The organism is Loktanella agnita, assembly GCF_046640325.1.
Taxonomy (GTDB): domain Bacteria; phylum Pseudomonadota; class Alphaproteobacteria; order Rhodobacterales; family Rhodobacteraceae; genus Yoonia; species Yoonia agnita.
The window spans coordinates 40,984-62,883 of the sequence record NZ_JBJMBF010000014.1; the positions used below are offsets into that span (position 1 = coordinate 40,984).

The following is a 21,900-nucleotide window of genomic DNA, read 5'->3' on the forward strand; positions in this document are numbered from 1 at the left end:
ATGCAAGACCAGCCACAGGACCCGACGATGACTGTATATCACCTAGTCAACGGCGACGCGACGATGATGCAGGCGCGGCGGTTTTACGCCTCGGCAGAGGATAAGTGATGCTATTGGGGTGCATCGGCGACGACTTTACCGGGTCCAGCGATTTGGCTAACACATTGGCGAAGCAAGGAATGCGCTGCGTGCAATATACCGGCGTGCCAGGTGGCCCAGCGGTGGCGCATGTGCAGGCGGGGGTCGTTGCGCTGAAAACACGCTCGATCCCGCCAGATGAGGCCATCACGCAATCTTTGGCCGCATTGGAATGGTTGCTGGCGCAGGGCTGCGCGCAGATATTTTTCAAGTATTGCTCGACATTTGATAGTACGGCGGATGGCAATATTGGGCCCGTCGCAGAGGCGTTGGCCGACGCGCTGCAAGCGCGATCAGTGATCGTTTGCCCGGCGTTCCCCGGCACGGGGCGATCAATTTATCAGGGGCATTTGTTCGTCAATGATGTGTTGCTAAACGAATCCGGAATGCAGAACCATCCGCTGACCCCGATGACGGACCCGGACATACGCCGTGTGCTGGCGGCGCAGTCAACCGGGCAGGTGGGCCATGTCGACGCGGCGACGGTGCTATCAGGGGCATCGGCGATCCGCGCGCAGTTGGAGGCCGAAGGCGCCGCTGGCAAACGCCTCATCGTCGTGGATGCGTTGCAAGACAGCGATCTGATAGAAATCGGGGCGGCGGCCAAGGGGTTGAAGTTGGTCACGGGCGGATCAGGGGTGGCCCTGGGGTTGCCCGCGAATTTCGGGATTGATGCGCAAAATCGGGCGGAATGGTCGGGCGAAGATGGTTCATACGTGATCCTGTCAGGCTCTTGTTCGCATGCGACGCGGGGTCAGATCGCCCATCACCTCAGGACGCATGCAGGCATGGAGATCACCGCCGAGATGCTGTTTAAGGGCGGTGCCACACCGCAAGATGTGGCAGATTGGGCGCTGAAAACAGAAGGTTTGCCCTTGGTTTATAGTTCAGCAGCACCAGACGTCGTGGCCACGGCACAGCGCACCTACGGTCGGAAAGAAAGTGCGCAAGCATTTGAGAAATTCTTTGCGGATGTGGCGCGGATTTGCACGGCGTCGGGTGTGCGTAAATTGCTGACCGCAGGCGGCGAAACCTCGGGCGCCGTTGTCGAAGGGCTGGGTCTCTTACAGCTGGAAATCGGGCCAGAGATCGATCCCGGCGTGCCAGCGTTGCGGGCTGGCGACGGATTGGTATTGGCGCTGAAGTCCGGTAACTTTGGCAGCGTTGATTACTTTGAAAAAGCGGCGCGTGTGCTTTCAGGCGCAGCCCGATGACTGCAGCACTGCGCGAACAGATCTGCATGCTGGCCAAGTCGATGTTTGACCGCGGCTTGACGGGCGGCAGCACGGGAAACATTTCGGCGCGCACGGGCGATGGGGGGCTGTTGGTCTCTCCTACCGGGACAAGTTTTGGGCGGCTTGATCCGGCGCGATTGTCGCATTTTGATGCCAATGGCGTGCTGATCGGCGGTGATGCCCCCACCAAGGAAATGCCGCTACATACTGCGTTTTATGACACCCGCAGCACGGCGGGCGCGGTAGTACATCTGCATGCCTGCCACTCGGTCGCGTTATCCATGATGCCAGAGGTTGATGCCGACAATTTCCTCCCGCCCATGACGCCTTATGCGATCATGAAGCTCGGACGGGTGAAGCTGTTGCCGTATTATCGCCCCGGCGATCCAGCGATGGGAAAGGCCGTGCGCGGCTTGGCGGGCAAACGCTCTGCCGTTATGTTGGCCAATCACGGGCCGGTGGTCGCTGGCAAGGATGTCGAGGCCGCGTGCAATGCCATCGAAGAGCTTGAGGATACGGCGCGACTGGCGATGATGATGCGTGGCATACCGGCGCGGGTGCTGGATGATGCGCAGGTCGCAGATTTGGTGTCGCATTTTGATATTGAATGGGACGACTGATGCAATTCTCTGCCAATCTGGGGTTTCTATGGGCTGAACTGGCGCTGCCGGATGCGATCCGTGCGGCAAGGGCCGCGGGGTTTGATGCGGTTGAATGCCACTGGCCATATGAATGTGACCCGCGCTCTGTACGGGCAGCGCTGGATGACACAGGGCTTGAGATGCTTGGCCTGAATACGCTGCGTGGCGATGTCGGTGAAAACGGTTTGTCTGCCCTTCCGCATCGACGCGACGCGGCCCGCGCTGCAATTGCGCAAGCAGTTGATTACGCGACGCAAATCAGGGCGGCGAACATTCATGTCATGGCCGGATTTGCCAGTGGCGATGCTGCGCATCATACCTTTGTTGATAATCTGATATTCGCCTGCGATTTGGCGGCGGATGCGGAAATTTCGATTCTGATCGAACCACTAAATCGCTATGATGCGCCGGGGTATTTTCTACAAACGACCGAACAGGCCATCGCGATCATCGCCGAGGTTGCGGCGCCAAATATCAAGCTGATGTTTGATTGCTATCATGTGCAACTGATGGAAGGCGACCTGAGCAACAAGCTGGCGCAGCTCTATGACCACATCGGGCATATTCAGTTTGCAAGTGTGCCGGATCGCGCAGCGCCTGATCATGGCGAAGTCAATTTCGACCATATCTTTGGTGTGATTAACCGGCTCGGATACGCAAGGCCACTCGGCGCCGAATACAAACCCCAAGGCCCGACAGAGCCGACATTGGATTGGTTACGAAAGGCGCGGTAGGCCCGCCTGCATTACAGACGCAATTTATCGGGGCACAAATTCGTAGTCGCCCCACTGCGACAGCAAGAAATATCTGATAGCTTTCGCGCGCCTGCTCAGCGGCGGAGTAATGTTTGTCAGGGGTGTACCTGCATTTGAATGCCCTTCTATCGCGGCACAATCTGCGCGCTGAGCAAGACGCTTGCGTAATTGAACATTTGGTATACCATTTTGGAACTAGCACAAAGGGGGGAGTGCAAATGCCGAATGGAGCAGTTGCAATTTTTGGGCTTGGCGCGATGGGGCGGGGCATGGCGACATCGCTGATGCAGGCCGGATTGGTCACGCATGGCTTTGATATCAACGCTGATGCCGTCGCCAAATTCCGGGACAGTGGCGGTGCGGCAGGCACAATCGCAGAGGTCGCGGCAACGCTGGATGCCGTTGTGATTGTGGTCGTAAACGCGGCGCAGACGCGCGCCGTTCTGTTTGGGGAAGACGGCATCGCGGACAAACTGGCACCAGGCACCGTTGTGATTGCCTGTGCCACCGTCGCGCCGGATGTTGCACAGGATTTGGCGCAGCAATGCGAAGAGCGCGGGTTGCACTATCTTGATGCCCCTGTCTCTGGCGGTACATTGCGGGCGGGGGACGGCACGCTGTCGGTTCTTGCATCCGGCAGTGCCGCTGCTTTCACCAAGGCGCGGCCTGCATTGGACGCAATGGCGTCTCAAGTGTTCGAACTGGGCGCAGAGATCGGCGCAGGGTCGTCGATGAAGGCGATCAACCAGATGCTCGTCGGCATCCAGATTGCCGCCATGGGTGAGGCGTTGACCTTTGGCATGACGCAGGGCGTCAAACCGGAAATGTTTTTTGATGTGATCCGCCAATGTGCCGGCACCAGTTGGGCGTTGGAAAGCCGCGCACCTCATGTGATTGCGGGCGATTACACGCCGCTGAGTACGATTGATATCTGGCTCAAGGATCTTGGTATCGTGCTGGACATCGCCAAGGATGCAAAGTTTGGCGCGCCGCTGACGGCGGCGGCTTTGCAGCAATACCTTGCCGCGTCAGGCTCTGGTCTGGGCCACGAAGACGACGCAGCAGTGGCAAAGGTCTATGCGCGAAACGCTGGGCTGACCTTGCCCGGCGCGCAGGCATAACATGGCAGGGCAGGCATTGGACAAGCGATCGAACGTTTCGCTGGCGCGCAGGGCGTGGGCGATCCGGCGCAACGCGCTGTTGATGGGCGAAGTGCAGGGGCAAGGCTATATCGGGCAGGCCCTTGGCGTGGCTGACGTGCTGGCCGTGTCCTATTTTCACGCGCTGACCTATCGCGCTGATGATCCAGAATGGGAAGGACGCGACAGGTTTTACCTGTCCATTGGCCACTATGCGATCGCGCTTTATGCTACGATGATCGAGGCCGGTATCCTGCCCGAAGGTGAAATCGGGACCTACGGGATGGATGACAGCCGGATGCCGATGTCGGGCATGGCCGCCTATACGCCCGGAATGGAAATCACTGGCGGCTCGCTCGGGCATGGGTTGGGGATTGCGGTGGGTGCGGCGCTGGGACTGAAGCGCAAGAAGAACCCCGCATTCATCTACAATTTGCTGTCTGACGGCGAGCTGGGCGAAGGGTCAACATGGGAGGCGGTGATGTCTGCTGTGCAATGGAAGCTCGACAATCTTATTGCTGTTGTCGATTTCAATAATCAGCAGGCGGACGGGCCAACCACGCAGGCGCTGGCGCAAGTGCCCGAAGCCGCCAAGTGGGAAGCATTCGGCTGGTTCACGCAATCCGTCGATGGCAACGACATGGATGCAGTGGTTGCCGCCTTTGACGCAGCCCGCGCCCACGATGGGGCGCAGCCACGCGTCATCATCTGCAACACTCAGATGTGTAAGGGTATCCCGTTTCTGGAGGACCGTGAGATCACGCATTTTGTGCGTGTCGAACCGCAGGAATGGGCCAAGGCGCTTAATATTCTAGACGAAGGGAAACCGGCATGAGCGATCAGCATCTTTCCCGCCGCCAATCGAAATACACCGCTCGCACAGCGCCCAAGGGCGAAAAACTCGCGACCTCTGCAATGATCGCGTCTTTGGACAGCGAAGGGCGCGACACGATTGCCGCTCCATTCGGTCACGCGCTGGTCGATTTGGCCAAGGACCGTGCCGATATTGTTGGGCTGACGGCGGATTTGTCAAAATACACAGACCTGCATGTATTCGCCAAGGCCTACCCGGATCGGTTCTACCAGATGGGCATGGCAGAGGCGGTGATGATCAGCGCCGCAGCCGGTCTCGCACGTGAAGGATTCACGCCGTTTGCCACGACCTATGCTGTCTTTGCGTCCCGCCGGGCCTATGATTTCATCATCATGGCGATTGCAGAAGAAAACCTGCCGGTGAAAATCGTCTGCGCGCTGCCTGGCCTGACGACAGGCTACGGACCCAGCCACCAAGCCACCGAAGACATCGCGATCATGCGCGGGATGCCCAATCTGACGATTGTTGATCCCTGCGATGCGGTCGAGATTGATCAGGCAACACGCGCCATCGCGGATCACCCTGGCCCCGTCTACATGCGGCTGCTGCGTGGCCAGGTGCCAAATGTGCTGGGCGAATACGGCTACCGGTTCAAACTTGGCAAGGCTCAAATGTTGCGCGACGGTCGTGATGTTTTATTTGTGTCATCCGGCCTGATGACGATGCGCACATTAGATGCGGCCAAGCGGCTACAACAAGACGGCATCGACTGCGGCGTACTGCATGCCCCCACGATCAAGCCATTGGATATTGAAACCATTGTAGCAGAGGCACGCAAAGGCGGGCGTTTGGTGGTGACGGCGGAAAATCATTCTGTCGTTGGCGGCTTGGGCGAGGCGGTGGGCGCCGCCCTGATGCGGGCGGGCGCGCATGTGCCATTCCGCCAAATCGGTCTGCCGGATGCATTTCTGGACGCGGGCGCACTACCGACGTTACACGATCAATATGGGATATCGGTGGATGCGGTCGCAGCGGCTGTGAAAGAATGGCTGGAATGAAGCTTTTGGACGGTCGCACAGCGATCATCACCGGGGCCGCCAGCGCGCGGGGGCTGGGTAAAGCGACTGCTTTGTTGTTTGCACTGCATGGGGCGCGGGTGGCGATCCTTGATCTGGACGCAACTGCGGTGCAGACTGCGGCAGATGATTTGCCGGGGCCGGGCCATATGGCGTTACCCTGCGATGTGACCGACAAGACCGCGTGCGAAACAGCCGTTTCGGACATCCTTGGGCAGTTCGGGCAGGTGCATATCCTCGTGAATAATGCAGGCATCACCCAACCTCTGAAACTGATGGACATCTCGCCAATGCATTATGATGCAGTGCTTGATGTGAACCTGCGTGGCACACTTTACATGAGCCAGACACTGATACCGCATTTGCGCGCTGGCGAGAGGGGCAGCATCGTGAATATGTCGTCTGTTTCCGCGCAACGGGGTGGCGGAATTTTTGGCGGCCCGCATTACGCAGCAGCGAAGGCAGGCATTCTGGGACTGACCAAGGCGATGGCCCGCGAATTGGCGCCGGACGGGGTGCGGGTCAATGCGATCTGCCCGGGGTTCATTGACACAGATATCACAGCAGGCAAGTTGACAGACGAAATGCGTGCGCAGGTAATTGCAGACATCCCGATGGGGCGTGCGGGCACCGCACCGGACGTGGCAGGCTACTGCCTGTTCCTTGCATCGGATCTGTCCGCTTATGTCACCGGGTCAGAGATTGACGTGAACGGCGGATCGCTTATCCACTAGGGGACGTTGGGGGCTGTGCTTCTGCTTCTATGACGCGGACAATATCAACACATAGATTGCCAAGATGATTGTTGATCGCGGCGCGTGTACGGGCCACATCACGCGTGCGAAGTGCCGCGACGATTTCAGAATGGTGATCAATGACCCGCGCGCGATTGCGCTGCTGCATCGCTGACATATACCGCGCGCGCCAAAGCCGTGCGAGATATTCACTATGGACCTGCGCCAGCGATTCATTGTGCGACGCCTTGGCAATCGCGCGGTGAAAATTCATGTCGATTTCAAACATGTCGATGGGGTCGGCTGTATCGAATCGCTTGTCCATATCGGCAACAATACGCGACAGCGCATCAATCTCTTGATCGCTTGCCCGCTGGCAGGCCAGCTCGCCTGACAGCTGTTCGCTCGCGACTAGAACCTCTACATCATCCTGGATTTGCTTGACGGTTTTTACCGCCACAATCGGGCTGCGGGCGGGGCGCAATTCTACAAGACCTTCAGTGGCCAGCATTCGGATTGCTTCGCGCAAGGGGGTACGGCTGACGCCCAGTTCTGCGGCATTGTCGCGTTCCTTGATGGCTGCGCCGGGGGGCAATTTACCAAGCAAGATATTGCGCCGAAGCTGGTCGGCTATCTGCGCGCCGAGGATTTCTTCTTTCATATGCAGCGCCCTTCGCCGAGGTCATCGGGTGTGAAACGCCCGACGTATACGGATACTCACACCACCGGACCTTTCAGCTTGGTATACCGAAAATCATTGCGCGTCGAGATGACACTCGCTAACCTTTTTTCATAGATGGTATACCATCTTTGTTCGCGCCAGTGGAGGGGTGTGGATTTTGAAATGGCGGAGTTGGAGCCGCCTTGGGAGGAGAAAAAAAGATGAAATTGAAATACCTATTAAAGTCGGCTGCCGCTGCGAGTGTGCTGGCTGCTCCCGCTTTCGCGGAAACCACCCTTCGTATTCAGACGCACTACGCGACAGAGCATCCGACAGGGCAAATGATCGCAAAATTCATCGAAGACGTTGACGTGATGTCCGGCGGCGAAATCCAGATAGAAATGTTCTATTCGTCATCTGTTGTGGCGACGACCGAAACATTTGATGCGGCGATCAATGGCATTCTGGATTGCGACGCAACAGGTGGTGCCTACCAGACAGGTAAGAACCCAGCGTTCCAGTTTGTCGGCGACATCATGGGCGGCTATGACACACCTTGGCAGCAGTATAGCTGGCTGTATTACGGCGACGGCTACGCCGCAGCCCAAGAGCTGTATAATGCGCAGGGCATGCAGCTGATTGGCTGGTCGATCTACGGTCAGGAATCGCTTTCGTCGTCCTCGCCGATTGCGGGTTTCGCTGACCTTGAAGGTTGGAAATTCCGCTCTCCGCCCGGCATGGAAACCGAGATATTTGAAGAACTGGGGGCATCACCCATCGTGATGGACTTTACCGAGATTTTCACCGCGCTTGAAACCGGTATCATCGACGGTGCCGATGCATCCGGTCTGGCCAATAACGTGGGCCTTGGGCTTTATGATATCGTCAACCACGCGACTTACCCGGGCTTTCACTCCATGCCCTCTGACCATCTGGCCTGTAACCAAGCCGTATGGGAAGGGCTGACCGAACAAGAGCGTCGTATCATCGACACAGCTTGGCAAAAGCTGTCTTTTCAGATCGCTCTGGCCAATGAAAAGCTGAACGCCGAAGCTGCGGCCAAGCTGACCGAAAGTGGCGTCACACTATATGACTGGTCACCAGAGGATCGCGCCGAATTCCGTCGCGCGGCACAGGTTGCGTGGGCCGACTGGGGGACGCGTAGCCCAGAAGCTGCCGCGCTGCTTGAAAGCCACAGAACCTACCTTACTCAGTTGGGCCTGATCACGGAGTAATCCGCTGACGTAGCCAAGAACGACAGCAAGGCGGGTCCCGACCGGACCCGCCTTCTTTGACCGGCGACATAATCCGTCAAGGTCATTTCGGGAGGGATATGATGCAGGCCAACTCGCTATTTCTGGGGCGATTGAGATCACCGATCAAAACCGCCATGATCGCCTTTACAGCGCTTACGCTGGTACTCTATGCCTATTTGGTCTTCCAGCGAATTTTCATCGAGGACGCCTATGGCATGTTCGAGATGATCCGCCCCGCAGGCCGCCCGATGGTACAGGTGATGTTGATCAGCCTGTCGGCATCGCTTTTCTTTGCCTCGCTCTTTCTTGCTGACACCAAAGGCGGGATTGAAATACCGCCCGACGGTTTTTTCGATCTCTTTTCTGTCGTGCTTGGTCGTTTAGCCATGATCATGACCGCCTTCATCGTGCTCGTCATGTTTTACGAAGTAATTTCGCGCTACGTTTTCTCGAGACCGACACTCTGGGCGAACGAGTTATCCCTGTGGATCGCCAGTTTCGTGTTCCTGCTTGCAGGGCTCTATGCGATGCAGCAGCGCAGCCATATCCGCATCTACATCATCTATGATCTGATGCCCTTTTGGATGAAAAAGACCGCAGACGTCATTTCAGTGCTGCTGATCATCGGTTTCACCTTTGCGCTGGTCTGGGGCGGCTACAATGATGCCGAAAACCGCTTTTTGCGGATGGAGACATTCGGGACGGCGTGGGATCCGCCGATCCCCGGTATCGTCAAGCCAGCGCTTTTAATCATCATCGTGCTGGTCTGCATTCAGGCCGTGTCAAACCTGATCGCGGATTGGAACAAAATGCCGGAGTCCCATACGCCGGCTGATGAAATCGACGAGACGGACATCGCAAACATCCGCCGCACACTTGAGGAACCTAAATAATGGTAGATATGGGGACATTGTCGCTGATTGTCTTGCTGGGCATGTTCGCCCTGCTTGCGATCGGTATGCCGCTTGGGTTTGCCTCGGCGTTTCTGGCGGTGGTAACGCTGTCGCTGAAATTCCCGCCTGATCTGTTGTGGGGGGATTTTGGTCGCGGGCCGATGTCGGTGCTGGGGCAAGCGGTCTACCGACAGATGACGAATTACGTCCTCATCTCGGTGCCACTTTTTATCTTTATGGCGGCGATGCTGGAACGTTCTGGGATCGCGCGGGATATGTATTCTTCGCTCAACGTCTGGATGAGCCGCACACGCGGCGGCATCGCCGTTGCGACGTCTATCATGGCCGTGATCATGGCCGCCATGTCGGGCATCATCGGGGGCGAAGTCGTGCTATTGGGCCTGATCGCACTGCCGCAGATGCTGCGGCTTGGCTACGACCGTAATCTAGCCATCGGCACGATCTGCGCGTCAGGCTCGCTTGGTACGATGATCCCCCCGTCAATCGTTTTGATCTTTTACGGGCTGGTGACAGAGACGTCGATCAAAGCGCTGTTCACCGCGTCGTTCTTGCCGGGCTTTATGCTGGCCACGTTCTTTATCCTTTATATCGTGATCCGCACGCGGATGAACCCCACGCTTGCGCCGCTGCCCGATCCTGTTCCGGGTGAACCAGAGGGCGCGGAAAAGGGACTGATGTTCCTTGGCTTTGTGTCCCGCTTTGGGATGTGGATCACAGGCGTGCTGCTGGCACGGGCGCTGTTCTTTACGGTGATGGGCGAAAACGAGGTGTTGGAAAACGTCGATCCGATTTTCCTTGGCATGGTTGCGGATATTCCGTGGATTATTGGGGCCTTTGTGATTTTCGCCCTGGCCGCCTTTGTTTTGGTCGGGCGCGAGCGTACCGCACGGGGCTGGGAAATGGGCAAGGGTCTGATCGCGCCTGTCGTGGTGATCGGCGTTGTGCTCGGCTCTATTTACGGCGGCATCACCGGCATCACCGAAGCCGCTGGCATGGGCGTTGTCGCGGTATTCACCATCGGTGTGATCCGCCGTGAAATGACGTTTGACATTGTCTGGGACAGTCTGATCCGCACGTTGAAATCCACCGGTACAATCATCTGGGTCACTATCGGTGCCGCAGCGTTGGCGGCAGCCTACACGCTGGTGGGCGGGCCGACTTACGTGGCCAACCTGATCGTTGGTGCGGATATGCCAACGATGGGGATTATTCTGATAATGATGTTCGTGTTCCTGATTATGGGCATGTTCATGGATTGGGTCGGTATCGTACTGCTGATCATGCCTGTGTTTCTGCCCATCGTGGTGCGCCTGCCCCCCGAAGAAATCGGCTTTCTAGGCAGCATTGATGCACGCTACATCCCGATCTGGTTCGGTGTGGTGTTTTGTATGAATATGCAGGTCAGCTTTCTGTCGCCCCCCTTTGGCCCGGCGGCGTTCTATCTGAAATCCGTCGCCCCGCCAGAGATATCGCTGACCGATATCTTCCGTGGTTTTCTGCCGTTCATCGCATTACAACTGCTGGCCTTGTCGGTGCTGTTGATCTGGCCGCCGATCATCACATTATTCTTGTAGCGACCAGAACCTGCGTGTGACCGGATGAAGCCAGCAGTCGCCCCTCGCGAAGACCGCACGGCATTGGGTCTGCTCGCAATGGCGGGCGCGGTGACGTTTTTCACGTTGATCGACACCTCGGCCAAGTGGTTGGTGCTGGCGGATCATACCGCAATTCAAGTGGCTTTCGCGCGCTATGCGGGGCACCTTATCGTGTCGCTGGTCGTGTTCCTGCCGCGCGAGGGGCTGGGCGCGCTGCGCTCTAACGCGCCGCGTTTTCAGATCATGCGCTCTTCTTTCTTGTTTCTGAGTACCGCATTGAATTTCACCGCGTTGAAGTATTTGCCGATCACAGTCACGACGACGATCATGTTCGCGGGACCAATTGTTGTGACGCTGCTTGCGATCCCGGTACTCGGCGAACGTGTCGGCATACATCGTATCATCGCAGTCTGCATGGGGTTCCTTGGTGTTGTTGTGGTGATGCAGCCGTGGGGTGCCGCGTTTCATCCGGCGATGTTTCTTAACATCGCAGCGCTCTGCCTTGCGGCTTGTTATTTCGTAATGACGCGGCTTTTGGCAGGCATCGAAAGCAATGCGACAAGCCAGCTATGGTCGTCAGGCTTGGCGACCATCTGCCTGACGCCCTTTGTATTGACAAGCTGGACGTGGCCAGAGGGTGTCGATTGGGTGTTTTTCCTGCTCATCGGTGTATTTGGTGCCAGCGGGCATATTCTGGTGACGGCGGCACACCGTTTGGCGGATGCATCGATCCTTGCGCCTGTTGTCTATATCCAGATCTTTCTGGCCGCGCTGTCGGGTGTCGTGTTTTTCGCAACTTGGCCCACCGTTTGGACGTTTGGCGGTGGCCTGATTATCATCGCTGCGGGCATCTATATCTGGCATCGTGAACGCAGGGTCAGATCGCGGCCAGCAACGATGGCAAAGATCACGCCAAAGTAGCCTGCGCACAGATCACAATGCCGGTTTATCATCCTCTAAATAATAGCGGATGTTGTCTTCGAAACTGTCATCGGCCGTCAGGCCCAGCGATATCGCGCGGTCTGCATGAATGTCGAACTTCCATCCCGACACGATGCGTTTGATGTCATTCTGTGCGTCCCAACGGATCAGCTTGGCCAGGTCATCGCCTGCAACCGCTGTCATTGCGTCGATCATCTGCGCGATAGACCACATGCGGCCTGGCATCTGAAGCACGCGGTTCATGCCCAGATCAGCCGCATCAAGCTGCGCACCTTTGATCAGGTTCTCAATACATTTGCGCGGGCTCAGGTAGTAATGCAGAAAATCCGGCGCGACGGGGCATACGGCCTCTGCACCGTTGAGCGGCTCGCGAAAGATCGACGACATAAAGCTCGACGCGGCGCGGTTCGGTTTTCCGGGCCGTACGGAAATCGTCGGCAAGCGAAAGGCGCGGCCATCCACAAAGCCCTTGCGTGAATAGTCATTGATCAAAATCTCACCGACAGCTTTCTGGCCGCCATATGATGTTTGCGGATTGGGATAGGAATGCTCACCCAGCGGGTCCGGGATTTCACCGCCATAGATCGCGATGGATGACGTAAAGACGACGATAGGCTTCGTGCCAAGGGCACGGCAACGCTCCAGCACATGATAGGTGCCGAACATGTTGATGTTCATACCGGCGTCAAAGTCTTCTTCGGCGTGGGCGGACACGATGGCGGCCAGCAGGTAGATGACGTCAATGTCCGCCGTCACAGCTTGCGCGACAGAGCTGGCATCGGCGATGTCACAAATGGCCGTATCGACGGGGAACGCTGCATCAACGGTGGCAGGGCTGTTGATGTCCGCCAGCGTCATCCGCGTGATGGGTTGCCCGCGCAGCGTGCCTGTGGCGGCCAGTTTCATCGCCAGTTTCTGGCCAACAACGCCACCGCCACCAATAATCAGAATATTCATGAAATTTCCTTTCTGCCGTTAAGCCTCTTTGCCAAACACCAGTTGCACTTTCATCGCTTGGGATTTGTCATTGGCCATAGCAAAGGCGGCGTCAAAATCAGCCAATGGAAAGCTGTGCGACAGCAGTGGTGAGACGTCGATAAGCTCTTGTTGCATCATCTGCACCGCCAATGGAAACGCCTCATGAAAGCGAAATGATCCTTTCAGCGCTAATTCCTTGCCCGTGATTTGCATCATCGGCAGGGACATATCCCCCGACAGCCCCAGCTGCACCACCTGCGCGCGGGGCCGTAATGCAGCAATACCGGCGCTCAGCGCCGCGGCAGCGCCAGAGCATTCAAACAACACATCCAGCGTCCCTTTACCGGTTGCGTAGGGGGCCAGCGCATCGGGCAAATCTGCGGTGTTCAGGGTGACATTCGCGCCCACGGCCTTTGCGACCTTTAGCGCGGGGGCCATGATATCGGTGGCGATAATCTCTGCCGCGCCAGCACGACGCGCGGCAAGGATTACAAGCGCACCAATCGGCCCGCAGCCCGTGACCAGCACCCGTTTGCCGACCAAGTCACCCGCCCGTGTCATCGCATGCAGCGCCACGGCAAGGGGCTCTGCCATCGCGGCATGGGCGGCGGGAATACCTGTCGCTGACACACATTGGCTGGCATCCGCGACCAGCGTGTCGCGAAATGCGCCCTGAATATGGGGAAACGGCATCGCAGAGCCATAAAACCGCATATTCAGACAGTGGTTCGGCAGACCGCGCAGACATTCAACGCATGCGCGGCAGGGGCGCGACGGCGACACCGCGCATAACGTGCCCACAGCCAGATCGGTGACATCATTGCCAATCTCAACGACCTCTCCGGCAACTTCATGGCCCAGAATCATCGGCTCTTTCAGCGTAATCGCGCCAAACCCGCCGTGATTGAAATAGTGCAAATCAGACCCGCAGATGCCGCCACGTTTCATTGCGATGCGCACTTGGGTTGGGCCAAGCGCATCGTCGGGCACATCGCCAAGCCGCAGATCACCGGCCGCGTGAACAAAGAGGGCTTGGGGCATGACGGTCCTTGCATCGCTGTTCAAATGGTATACCATTTTTATCAGGCGGTAAGTCGCGGGCTTTGTCAATGCCCGCACCGCAGCGGAGGACATGATGAAGCTTTTCGACCTGACAGGTAAAACCGCGCTGATCACCGGATCATCAATGGGCATCGGCTCTGCGCTTGCCCGCGGGTTGGCCGATGCCGGGGCGCGGGTGGTGCTGAACGCGCGGGACGCAGCGCGGCTTAATAAGGCAGCAGACACGTTACGCCAGACGGGTGCTCAGGTCGACACGCTGCCATTTGACGTCACGGATGCAAAGGCAGTGCGCACAGCGGTCGATGACTACGAGGCCACCCGCCCCATCGACATCCTGATCAACAACGCAGGCATGCAACATCGCGGCCCGCTTGAGGAATTCGAGGTCGAAGCCTTTGACCGCTTGATGCGCACCAACGTCAATTCCGCATTCTATGTGGGGCAGGCTGTGGGGCGGCATATGATCGGGCGGGGGGCAGGGCGGATCATCAACATCGCCTCGGTACAGACGGCGCTCGCGCGGCCCGGCATTGCGCCCTACACCGCATCAAAAGGCGCAATCGCCAATCTGACCAAGGGGATGGCGACCGATTGGGCCAAACATGGGCTGAACTGTAACGCCATTGCGCCGGGTTATTTCGACACGCCGCTAAACGCCGCACTCGTGGCCGACGATACATTTTCAACGTGGCTGGAAAAGCGCACCCCCGCCGGGCGCTGGGGCAAGGTCGAAGAACTGGTCGGCGCTGCAATATTTCTATCTGCCCCTGCATCCAGTTTCGTGAACGGGCAGACCATATTCGTTGATGGCGGGATCACCGCCAGTCTTTGAGGGAGGACAGATATGAGCGAGACGAAAATCGGGTTTATCGGGGTGGGGTATATGGGCCATGGCATGGCCAAAAACCTGCTGCAAAAAGGGTATCCGCTGACAATCAAGGGCAACCGCAACCGCACCCCCATCGAAAGCCTGACCGGCATGGGCGCGACCGAGGCGACGACCGCCAAGGAAATGGCGCAAACCTGTGACGTGATCCATCTGTGCCTGTCCAATTCACCGCAGGTCGAGGCCGTGTTTCACGGACCAGACGGGATTTTGGCAGGCGCGCGCGAAGGATTGATCGTGATTGACACCACAACGGCCGACCCGACATCGACGGCCGTGCTGGCCGCCGAACTGGCCGAAAAGGGCGGCACCTTCGTTGACGCGCCACTGGGCCGCACCCCGAAAGAGGCAGAAGCGGGGACACTGGACGCTATGATCGGCTGCGATGATGCAACCTATGAAAAGATTGCACCGATCATTGAATGCTGGGCCGGTAATATCACCCATGTCGGGCCGACCGGCAGCGGTCACAAGATGAAACTGCTGATGAATTTCATCTCAATGGGGTATGCGTCGCTTTACGCCGAGGCGACAGTGCTTGGCGCAGCGGTGGGGGTGCCTCCAACCAAAGTGCGCGAGGTGATCGGCTCTAGCCGGCTGACGAACGGTTTTTTTGAAACCTTCATGACCTATGCTGTGGACCGGGAAGAGGTTCACAAATTCACCATCGCAAACGCCGCAAAGGATCTGCGCTACGTCAATGCGATGGCCGACAGTGCAGGGCTGGTGACGGTGATGGCGGCAGCAGCAAAACAGTATTTCGCCCATGTTGACGCATCAGGCAATGGCGGTGACTTTGTTCCCACAATCACCGACCACGTCGCGCGGTTGAACGGCCTGGACATGGAGGTCGAAGCCGCAAAAGGGCGTGATCAGTGACACGGATCAGCGATATCCAGATCCGGCATTTCAATGTGCCGCTGGATGAGGTTCTCGTCGATGCCAAACACGGGGCACACACGCATTTTGAACTGATCACCGCGACCATCACGACAGACGATGGGGTGTCTGGGACCGGCTACACCTACACCGGCGGCAAGGGTGGCCACGCGATCAGGGCGATGCTGATCCATGATCTTGTACCGTTTCTGATCGGGCAAGAAGCCGAGGATATCAGCGCCCTTTACGACGCGATGCAATGGCATGTGCACTATGTGGCGCGCGGCGGCATCGCGTCTTTTGCGATTTCGGCGTTGGATATCGCACTTTGGGATATCAAGGGCCAGCGCAGCCGCATCCCGCTTTGGCGAATGGCAGGCGGGGCCGGGCAAACCTGTCGTGCCTATTGCGGCGGGATTGACCTGAACTTCCCGCTGCCCAAACTGCTGACAGCGATCGAAAGCTATCTAAACCGCGGCTTTGATGCTGTGAAAATCAAGATCGGGCAGCCGACGCTTGACGCCGACATTGAACGCATTGCCGCCGTGCGCGATCTGATCGGGCCACAGCGCACATTCATGGTAGACGCCAATTACGCGATGAGCGTCCAGCAGGCGATCAGCGCGGCGCAGGCGATGAAACCCTTCGACATCTATTGGTTCGAAGAACCGACAATTCCTGATGATTACCTGGGATATGCTGAAATTGCCGGGGCTGGAATTCCGCTTGCGATGGGTGAAAACCTGCATACTGAATATGAATTTGGATATGCGTTTGCGCAGTCAAAACTGGCGCATATTCAGCCCGATGCCTCTAACTGCGGCGGCATTACCGGCTGGATGCGTGTGGCGCAGATGGCGCGGGACAATGACCTGCCTGTCAGCTCGCATGGGATGCAGGAACTTCACGTCAGTCTTGTCTCAGGACAGCCCAATCCCGGCTGGCTCGAGGTGCATGCATTTCCGATCGACCGCTACACGATGCGGCCTCTTGTTGTAGAAAACGCCCGCGCGGTGGCACCCGATACGCCCGGTACGGGTGTGGAATTCGACTGGGAAGCACTGGCAGGATTTGAAACGCACGGCTAACACCTGCGCCCACTATTTGGCTTGCATTTGGTATACCAAGTTGCAACCTTGCGATCAGAACGTCTGGAGGGACCCCAATGCCATCAATGATCATCACCGGCGCCGGAAGCGGTATCGGACGGGCAACCGCGCAGGCGATGTTGGATGCGGGATGGGATGTTGCTTTGGTGGGTCGCCGCGCAGAGCCATTGCAAGAAACGGCTGGCAGCAGCGCGGCGCTGGTGCTGCCCTGTGATGTGACGGATGAGGCGCAGGTCGCAGCCGCCTTTGATAAAGCCTATCAACATTGGGGCCATGTCGATGCGTTGTTCAACAATGCAGGCGTCAGTCTGAAAGGTGCCCCGCTGGACGATCTGTCCGTTGCTGACATTCGCAACCTCATCGACGTGAACGTCATGGGCGCAGTCATCGCCGCGCGCGAAGCCTTTGGCATCATGCGCAAACAATCCCCACAAGGCGGGCGCATCATTAACAACGGGTCAGTGTCGGCCTATGTGCCGCGCTGGGGCTCGGCGGCATATACGACGTCCAAACACGCAATTACCGGGCTGACGCGCACGATTTCGCTCGATGGGCGGGCGTTCAACATTGCCTGCGGGCAGATCGACATCGGCAACGCGCTGACCGATATGGCGCAGGCGATGACCCAAGGAGTACCGCAGGCCGATGGCTCCATGGCGGTTGAACCGGTCATGGACGTGAAACATGTCGCGTCCTCAGTACTGCATATGGCGGGCCTGCCACTGGACGCCAATGTGCAGTTCATGACCGTCATGGCCAGCGCCATGCCCTATATCGGCCGGGGCTAGCAGGTGGAGTTTCAGGGGCAAACAGCTGTCGTCACCGGTGCCGCACAAGGCATCGGGTATGCAGTCGCGACACTTCTGGCGAATAAAGGCGTGCATGTTGTCAGTTGGGATGTTGATGACAGTAACGCCACCGCAATGGATCAGATCGGCGGCACCGCAGTCGCCTGTAACATCACCGATCCAGCGTCAGTCCAAGCCGCCTATGACACAACATGCGCGCAAATCGGTGTGCCCACGATCCTTGTAAACAGCGCCGGGGTCGCCGGGCCGAATGCGACTGTGCAGGACTACGACATCCGCGCATGGAACGATGTGGTCCAGATCAATCTGACGGGTACGTTTCTGGTCAACAAAGTCTGTGTGCAGGGAATGAAGGCGCAGGGCTATGGGCGTATCCTGAACGTGGCCTCCATCGCGGGGAAAGAGGGAAACCCGAACGCTTGCGCCTATTCCGCATCCAAAGCAGGGGTGATCGGCTTCACCAAATCGCTGGGCAAAGAGCTTGCGGATATGAACATTGCCGTAAACTGTGTCACACCCGCCGCCGCCCGCACCCGCATTTTCGACCAGATGTCAGCAGAACATATCGACTATATGCTGTCCAAAATCCCCCGCGGGCGGTTTTTAGAAGTCGACGAAGCCGCCAAGATGATCGTCTGGGCTGTCTCTGCGGAAAATTCATTCACCACGGGCGCGGTCTTTGACCTGTCCGGTGGGCGTGCAACTTATTAAGCAACGATAAGGAACAAATTATGGGACGGTTATCGGACAAGCGCGCGCTGGTCACGGCCGCGGGACAGGGGATCGGACGGGCATCGGCCCTTGCGATGGCAGCCGAGGGCGCGCAGGTGTTCGCGACCGACATCAACAAAGACGCGCTTGACGGATTAGGCGCTGCGGGTATCACAGCCTTTGTGATGGATGTGCGCGACCCGGACAGCATCAAGGCAGGCGTTGATCAGGCACAGCCGGACGTATTGTTCAATTGTGCGGGCTTCGTGCATCACGGGTCCGTTCTGGACGCCACCGAAGACGAATGGGACGTCGCATTTGATTTGAATGTGCGTTCCATGTCGCGCACGATCCGCGCCGCGCTGCCGGGGATGCTGGAACGGGGCGGCGGGGCGATTGTGAATATGTCCTCGGCCTGTTCCTCGATTATCGGCGCACCCAACCGGTTTATCTATGGGACAACCAAGGCCGCTGTGATCGGCATGACAAAATCAGTGGCCGTGGATTACATCACCCAAGGGATCCGCTGCAATTGTATCTGCCCCGGCACCGTCGAAAGCCCAAGCTGGCATGCGCGGGTCAAGGCGCTTGGCGATCAGCTTGGGTCTTACGACGACGCGCTGCAGCAATTCGTGTCGCGCCAACCCATGGGACGCGTTGCCACCGCAGAAGAAATCGCCGCGCTGGTGGTTTATCTGTCCAGCGACGAATCCGCCTTTACCACCGGGCAACCGCACGTCATCGACGGCGGCTGGTCGGGCTGAAATTCAAGGAGACAACAATGAAACTATTTCGCTATGGCGCTGTGGGCGCTGAAAAACCAGGGATGCTGGACGACGATGGCGGTCTGCGCGATTTGTCGGGTATCGTGGATGACATCGCGGGCGACGTGCTGTCGGATGCGGGGCTCGAAAAACTACGCGCTTTGGATCCGGCAACCCTGCCGCAGGTGGACGGTACGCCACGCATCGGGCCATGTGTGGGCCGTATCGGCAAATTCTGCTGCATCGGGCTGAACTATTCCGATCACGCCGCAGAAACCGGCGCCGCAATCCCGGACCATCCGATCCTCTTCATGAAAGCGACCTCTGCCGTCGTCGGCCCCAATGACGATGTTATCCTCCCGCGTGGATCGACCCATTCCGATTGGGAGGTGGAGCTGGGCGTCGTGATCGGCAAGACGGTCAAATACGTCAGCGCCGACGACGCATTAGCGCATGTGGCAGGCTACTGCGTGATCAATGACGTCTCAGAGCGCCATTTTCAGACGCAACTGTCCGGAAACTGGACCAAAGGCAAAAGCTGCGACACCTTCGGGCCAACAGGACCATGGCTGGTGACCCGTGATGAGGTTGAAAACCCGCAAGCACTGGCCATGCATCTGGATGTGAACGGCAAGCGCATGCAAACCGGGAACACCGACACGATGATCTTTACCGTGGCGCAAATCATCGAACATCTGTCCAGCCTGTTCACGCTGTACCCGGGTGACGTGATCTCCACCGGGACGCCGCCGGGCGTTGGCATGGGGATGAAACCGGATCCCGTTTACTTGAAAAAAGGCGACGTGATGGAACTGTCCATCGACGGTCTGGGCACCCAGAAACAATCAGTTGGGCAGGATGCATAATGGCTGATAAACCAAACCTCTTGGTGATCGGCGGGGCCATGTCGCCACCGATGCAAGCCGCATTGGAACAGGATTTCACGCTGCATAAATTGCATGCGCAGGATGACCAACAGGCTTGGTTGGCCGCACATGGGGCCGACATGCCGTCGGTCCTGACAGACGGCCACTGGGGCGTGCGCCCTGACGTGATGTTACATCTGTCTTCGGTGAAAATGATTTCCTGCTATGGCGTCGGCTATGACAATATCGACGCGGCAAGCTGTGCGGGCAAGGGCATCATGGTCACGCATACGCCCAATGTGCTCAACGCCGAAGTCGCGAATACCGCACTGCTGCTGTGGCTTGCCACCAGTCGGCGGCTGGTGCGCGACGATAAGTATATCCGCGATGGAAAATGGCCCGATGGCAACGCGCCACTAACCCATTCTGTCGATGATCGAAAGGTCGGCATTCTGGGGCTTGGCCGCATCGGTGAAGAATTGGCGCGGCGGCTGGCCGTGTTTAACGCCGACATCAGCTATCACACCCGCACCGAAAAACCAGAGAGCGGCTTTCGGTATTATAACGCGCTGGTCGATATGGCCCGCGATGTCGACGTGTTGTTTTGCATCACCCCCGGCGGTGCCGCGACGCACCATTTGGTGAACCGCGACGTCATGGACGCTCTGGGGCCCAACGGCACGCTCATCAACGTCGGCCGCGGCACCGTGGTGGACGAGGCCGAATTGGTCAAAGCTTTAGCCGACGGACGGTTGGGGAACGCGGGCCTCGACGTTTTCGAAAACGAACCACAGGTCCCACAGGAACTGTTCGACATGGATCAAGTCACATTGCTCCCCCACGTCGGCAGCGCCACGGTAGAAACACGCACTGCAATGGGCGATCTGGCCGTCAGTAATTTGCAGCAATTCCTGCGTGACGGCACGGTCATCAGCCCAGTACCAGAGTGCCGCGATCTTTGATATGAGAGGGCAAGGCGCCGCTGTCCTTGCCCTCACCTCAAAACCTGCGGGATCTTCCCTTCAGAGGCAGGCAGAAGCCTCTTCAATACTGCCGGATGTAAGAACGCCGAAAAAACGTGTGTCTTTATCACATAACCTGAAAATACCCGCGCCTGAGGGATTGAAGCAATTCTCCGGCCTACCCTGCGTAATCCGCCCCCTCTCCATCCAAAATCGTCTTCAGTTCCGCCAGATGCCGCGCGTCTTGTTCGGGATAACCTTCCAGCTCCTGCGCCGTCTTCTCGGCCACGTCATCGGGCAACACCCGCAGTTTCATCCCGGTTTGCAGCGCGCGGATATAGGTCTCGCAGGCGCGCTCGAAATAATACATCCGGTTAAAGGTTTCGGCCACGGTTTCCCCGATCACCAGCACTCCGTGATTGCCCATGATCAGCACCCGCTTGGCTGGATCATCAAACAGGGCCGCACAGCGTTCGCCTTCTTCCTCGAAAGCCAGCCCGCCGTAGCCGTCATCAATCACGTAGCGATTGAAGAAAGTGCAGCAATTCTGGTCGATGGGCGGCAACCGGCTATCAGCAAGCGAGGCCAGCACAGTAGCAAAGATCGAATGCACATGCATCGCACAGCGGGCATGGGGGACGCGGCGATGCACTGCGCCATGCAGCCCCCAGGCCGTCGGATCCGGCGCGTTCGGACCTTGCAGCGTGTCAGGATCAGCCGCATCCACCACGATCAGATCGCTCGCCTTGATCCGGGCGAAATGCATCTGGTTGGGGTTCATCAGGAACCGCGTGCCCTCATCGTTGATCGCCAGACTGAAATGGTTCGCCACCGCTTCGTGCATGTTCAGCCGGGCCGTCCAGCGAAAGGCGGCGGCCATGTCCGTGCGCTCCGCCCAATGGGTCAGGTTTCCCTTTGATATGTTCATCGCCCACTCCCTTGGATTTGTCCTGCACGCGGGGTAAGGATGCCGC

The 21,900-nt window shown here is 58.0% G+C and carries 23 protein-coding genes; 19 read left to right on the top strand and 4 right to left on the bottom strand.

Annotated features, from left to right (window positions below; genetic code table 11):
• Positions 1-107: 107 nt before the first annotated feature.
• The 7 genes from otnK (at position 108) to ACJ5NV_RS15390 (ending at position 6,532) form a co-directional block, all read left to right on the top strand.
• A complete protein-coding gene (otnK, locus tag ACJ5NV_RS15360) occupies positions 108-1,352 on the top strand; it encodes a 3-oxo-tetronate kinase (protein WP_411645104.1) in 1,245 nt (414 codons plus the stop codon).
• A complete protein-coding gene (otnC, locus tag ACJ5NV_RS15365) occupies positions 1,349-1,993 on the top strand; it encodes a 3-oxo-tetronate 4-phosphate decarboxylase (protein WP_411645105.1) in 645 nt (214 codons plus the stop codon). The genes otnK and otnC overlap by 4 nt, the downstream gene beginning before the upstream one ends.
• Positions 1,993-2,748: a hydroxypyruvate isomerase family protein gene (locus ACJ5NV_RS15370; protein WP_411645207.1), complete on the top strand. Its 756-nt coding sequence runs from the start codon at positions 1,993-1,995 to the stop codon at positions 2,746-2,748. Before otnC ends, ACJ5NV_RS15370 begins: the two co-directional genes overlap by 1 nt.
• A 239-nt stretch (positions 2,749-2,987) precedes the next feature.
• Positions 2,988-3,890 carry an L-threonate dehydrogenase gene (gene ltnD, locus ACJ5NV_RS15375; protein WP_411645107.1) on the top strand — a complete coding sequence of 301 codons (903 nt, stop codon included), beginning with the start codon at positions 2,988-2,990 and terminating at the stop codon, positions 3,888-3,890.
• Position 3,891: 1 nt separating this feature from the next.
• Positions 3,892-4,743, top strand: coding sequence for a transketolase (locus ACJ5NV_RS15380; RefSeq protein WP_411645109.1), 852 nt, complete (start codon positions 3,892-3,894; stop codon positions 4,741-4,743).
• Positions 4,740-5,780, top strand: coding sequence for a transketolase family protein (locus ACJ5NV_RS15385; protein ID WP_411645110.1), 1,041 nt, complete (start codon positions 4,740-4,742; stop codon positions 5,778-5,780). The genes ACJ5NV_RS15380 and ACJ5NV_RS15385 overlap by 4 nt, the downstream gene beginning before the upstream one ends.
• Positions 5,777-6,532 (top strand): SDR family NAD(P)-dependent oxidoreductase, encoded by a 756-nt coding sequence (locus ACJ5NV_RS15390; RefSeq protein WP_411645112.1) that lies wholly within the window; start codon positions 5,777-5,779, stop codon positions 6,530-6,532. Before ACJ5NV_RS15385 ends, ACJ5NV_RS15390 begins: the two co-directional genes overlap by 4 nt.
• On the opposite strand, the gene ACJ5NV_RS15395 is transcribed toward ACJ5NV_RS15390, so the two are convergent.
• Complete coding sequence (locus tag ACJ5NV_RS15395) at positions 6,522-7,193, bottom strand: GntR family transcriptional regulator (RefSeq protein ID WP_411645114.1); 672 nt, start codon at positions 7,191-7,193, stop codon at positions 6,522-6,524. The two genes, ACJ5NV_RS15390 and ACJ5NV_RS15395, sit on opposite strands and share 11 nt — an antisense overlap.
• Positions 7,194-7,414: 221 nt before the next feature.
• Between ACJ5NV_RS15395 and ACJ5NV_RS15400 the strand changes: the two genes are divergently transcribed.
• From ACJ5NV_RS15400 to ACJ5NV_RS15415, 4 genes are all read left to right on the top strand, one after another.
• Positions 7,415-8,428 (top strand): TRAP transporter substrate-binding protein, encoded by a 1,014-nt coding sequence (locus ACJ5NV_RS15400; protein ID WP_411645116.1) that lies wholly within the window; start codon positions 7,415-7,417, stop codon positions 8,426-8,428.
• A 98-nt stretch (positions 8,429-8,526) separates the two neighbouring features.
• The gene (locus tag ACJ5NV_RS15405; RefSeq protein WP_411645117.1) at positions 8,527-9,342 is read left to right on the top strand and encodes a TRAP transporter small permease subunit; all 816 of its coding nucleotides are present in this window, start codon (positions 8,527-8,529) and stop codon (positions 9,340-9,342) included.
• Complete coding sequence (locus tag ACJ5NV_RS15410) at positions 9,342-10,937, top strand: TRAP transporter large permease (protein WP_411645119.1); 1,596 nt, start codon at positions 9,342-9,344, stop codon at positions 10,935-10,937. Before ACJ5NV_RS15405 ends, ACJ5NV_RS15410 begins: the two co-directional genes overlap by 1 nt.
• A 24-nt stretch (positions 10,938-10,961) precedes the next feature.
• The gene (locus ACJ5NV_RS15415) at positions 10,962-11,879 is read left to right on the top strand and encodes a DMT family transporter (protein ID WP_411645120.1); all 918 of its coding nucleotides are present in this window, start codon (positions 10,962-10,964) and stop codon (positions 11,877-11,879) included.
• 12 nt (positions 11,880-11,891) lie between these two features.
• Here the strand turns inward: ACJ5NV_RS15415 and denD are convergent, their stop codons facing one another.
• Positions 11,892-12,857, bottom strand: coding sequence for a D-erythronate dehydrogenase (gene denD, locus ACJ5NV_RS15420; protein ID WP_411645122.1), 966 nt, complete (start codon positions 12,855-12,857; stop codon positions 11,892-11,894).
• Between the two features lie 18 nt (positions 12,858-12,875).
• The gene (locus ACJ5NV_RS15425) at positions 12,876-13,919 is read right to left on the bottom strand and encodes an L-idonate 5-dehydrogenase (protein WP_411645124.1); all 1,044 of its coding nucleotides are present in this window, start codon (positions 13,917-13,919) and stop codon (positions 12,876-12,878) included.
• A gap of 94 nt (positions 13,920-14,013) precedes the next feature.
• Here ACJ5NV_RS15425 and ACJ5NV_RS15430 point away from each other — a divergent pair, with 94 nt between their 5' ends.
• From ACJ5NV_RS15430 to ACJ5NV_RS15465, 8 genes are all read left to right on the top strand, one after another.
• Positions 14,014-14,772: an SDR family oxidoreductase gene (locus ACJ5NV_RS15430; protein ID WP_411645209.1), complete on the top strand. Its 759-nt coding sequence runs from the start codon at positions 14,014-14,016 to the stop codon at positions 14,770-14,772.
• A 12-nt stretch (positions 14,773-14,784) separates the two neighbouring features.
• Positions 14,785-15,705 (top strand): NAD(P)-dependent oxidoreductase, encoded by a 921-nt coding sequence (locus ACJ5NV_RS15435; RefSeq protein WP_411645125.1) that lies wholly within the window; start codon positions 14,785-14,787, stop codon positions 15,703-15,705.
• A complete protein-coding gene (locus tag ACJ5NV_RS15440) occupies positions 15,702-16,793 on the top strand; it encodes a mandelate racemase/muconate lactonizing enzyme family protein (protein ID WP_411645127.1) in 1,092 nt (363 codons plus the stop codon). The genes ACJ5NV_RS15435 and ACJ5NV_RS15440 overlap by 4 nt, the downstream gene beginning before the upstream one ends.
• Before the next feature lie 77 nt (positions 16,794-16,870).
• The gene (locus ACJ5NV_RS15445) at positions 16,871-17,602 is read left to right on the top strand and encodes an SDR family oxidoreductase (RefSeq protein WP_411645128.1); all 732 of its coding nucleotides are present in this window, start codon (positions 16,871-16,873) and stop codon (positions 17,600-17,602) included.
• Between the two features lie 3 nt (positions 17,603-17,605).
• On the top strand, positions 17,606-18,334 hold the full coding sequence (locus ACJ5NV_RS15450; RefSeq protein ID WP_411645130.1) for an SDR family NAD(P)-dependent oxidoreductase: 729 nt from the start codon (positions 17,606-17,608) through the stop codon (positions 18,332-18,334).
• A gap of 20 nt (positions 18,335-18,354) precedes the next feature.
• Complete coding sequence (locus tag ACJ5NV_RS15455) at positions 18,355-19,098, top strand: SDR family oxidoreductase (RefSeq protein ID WP_411645132.1); 744 nt, start codon at positions 18,355-18,357, stop codon at positions 19,096-19,098.
• A 17-nt stretch (positions 19,099-19,115) separates the two neighbouring features.
• Positions 19,116-19,964 (top strand): fumarylacetoacetate hydrolase family protein, encoded by an 849-nt coding sequence (locus ACJ5NV_RS15460; protein WP_411645134.1) that lies wholly within the window; start codon positions 19,116-19,118, stop codon positions 19,962-19,964.
• Positions 19,964-20,926 carry a 2-hydroxyacid dehydrogenase gene (locus ACJ5NV_RS15465; RefSeq protein WP_411645136.1) on the top strand — a complete coding sequence of 321 codons (963 nt, stop codon included), beginning with the start codon at positions 19,964-19,966 and terminating at the stop codon, positions 20,924-20,926. Before ACJ5NV_RS15460 ends, ACJ5NV_RS15465 begins: the two co-directional genes overlap by 1 nt.
• A gap of 178 nt (positions 20,927-21,104) precedes the next feature.
• On the opposite strand, the gene ACJ5NV_RS15470 is transcribed toward ACJ5NV_RS15465, so the two are convergent.
• Complete coding sequence (locus tag ACJ5NV_RS15470) at positions 21,105-21,854, bottom strand: class II aldolase and adducin N-terminal domain-containing protein (RefSeq protein ID WP_411645138.1); 750 nt, start codon at positions 21,852-21,854, stop codon at positions 21,105-21,107.
• Positions 21,855-21,900 lie beyond the last annotated feature (46 nt).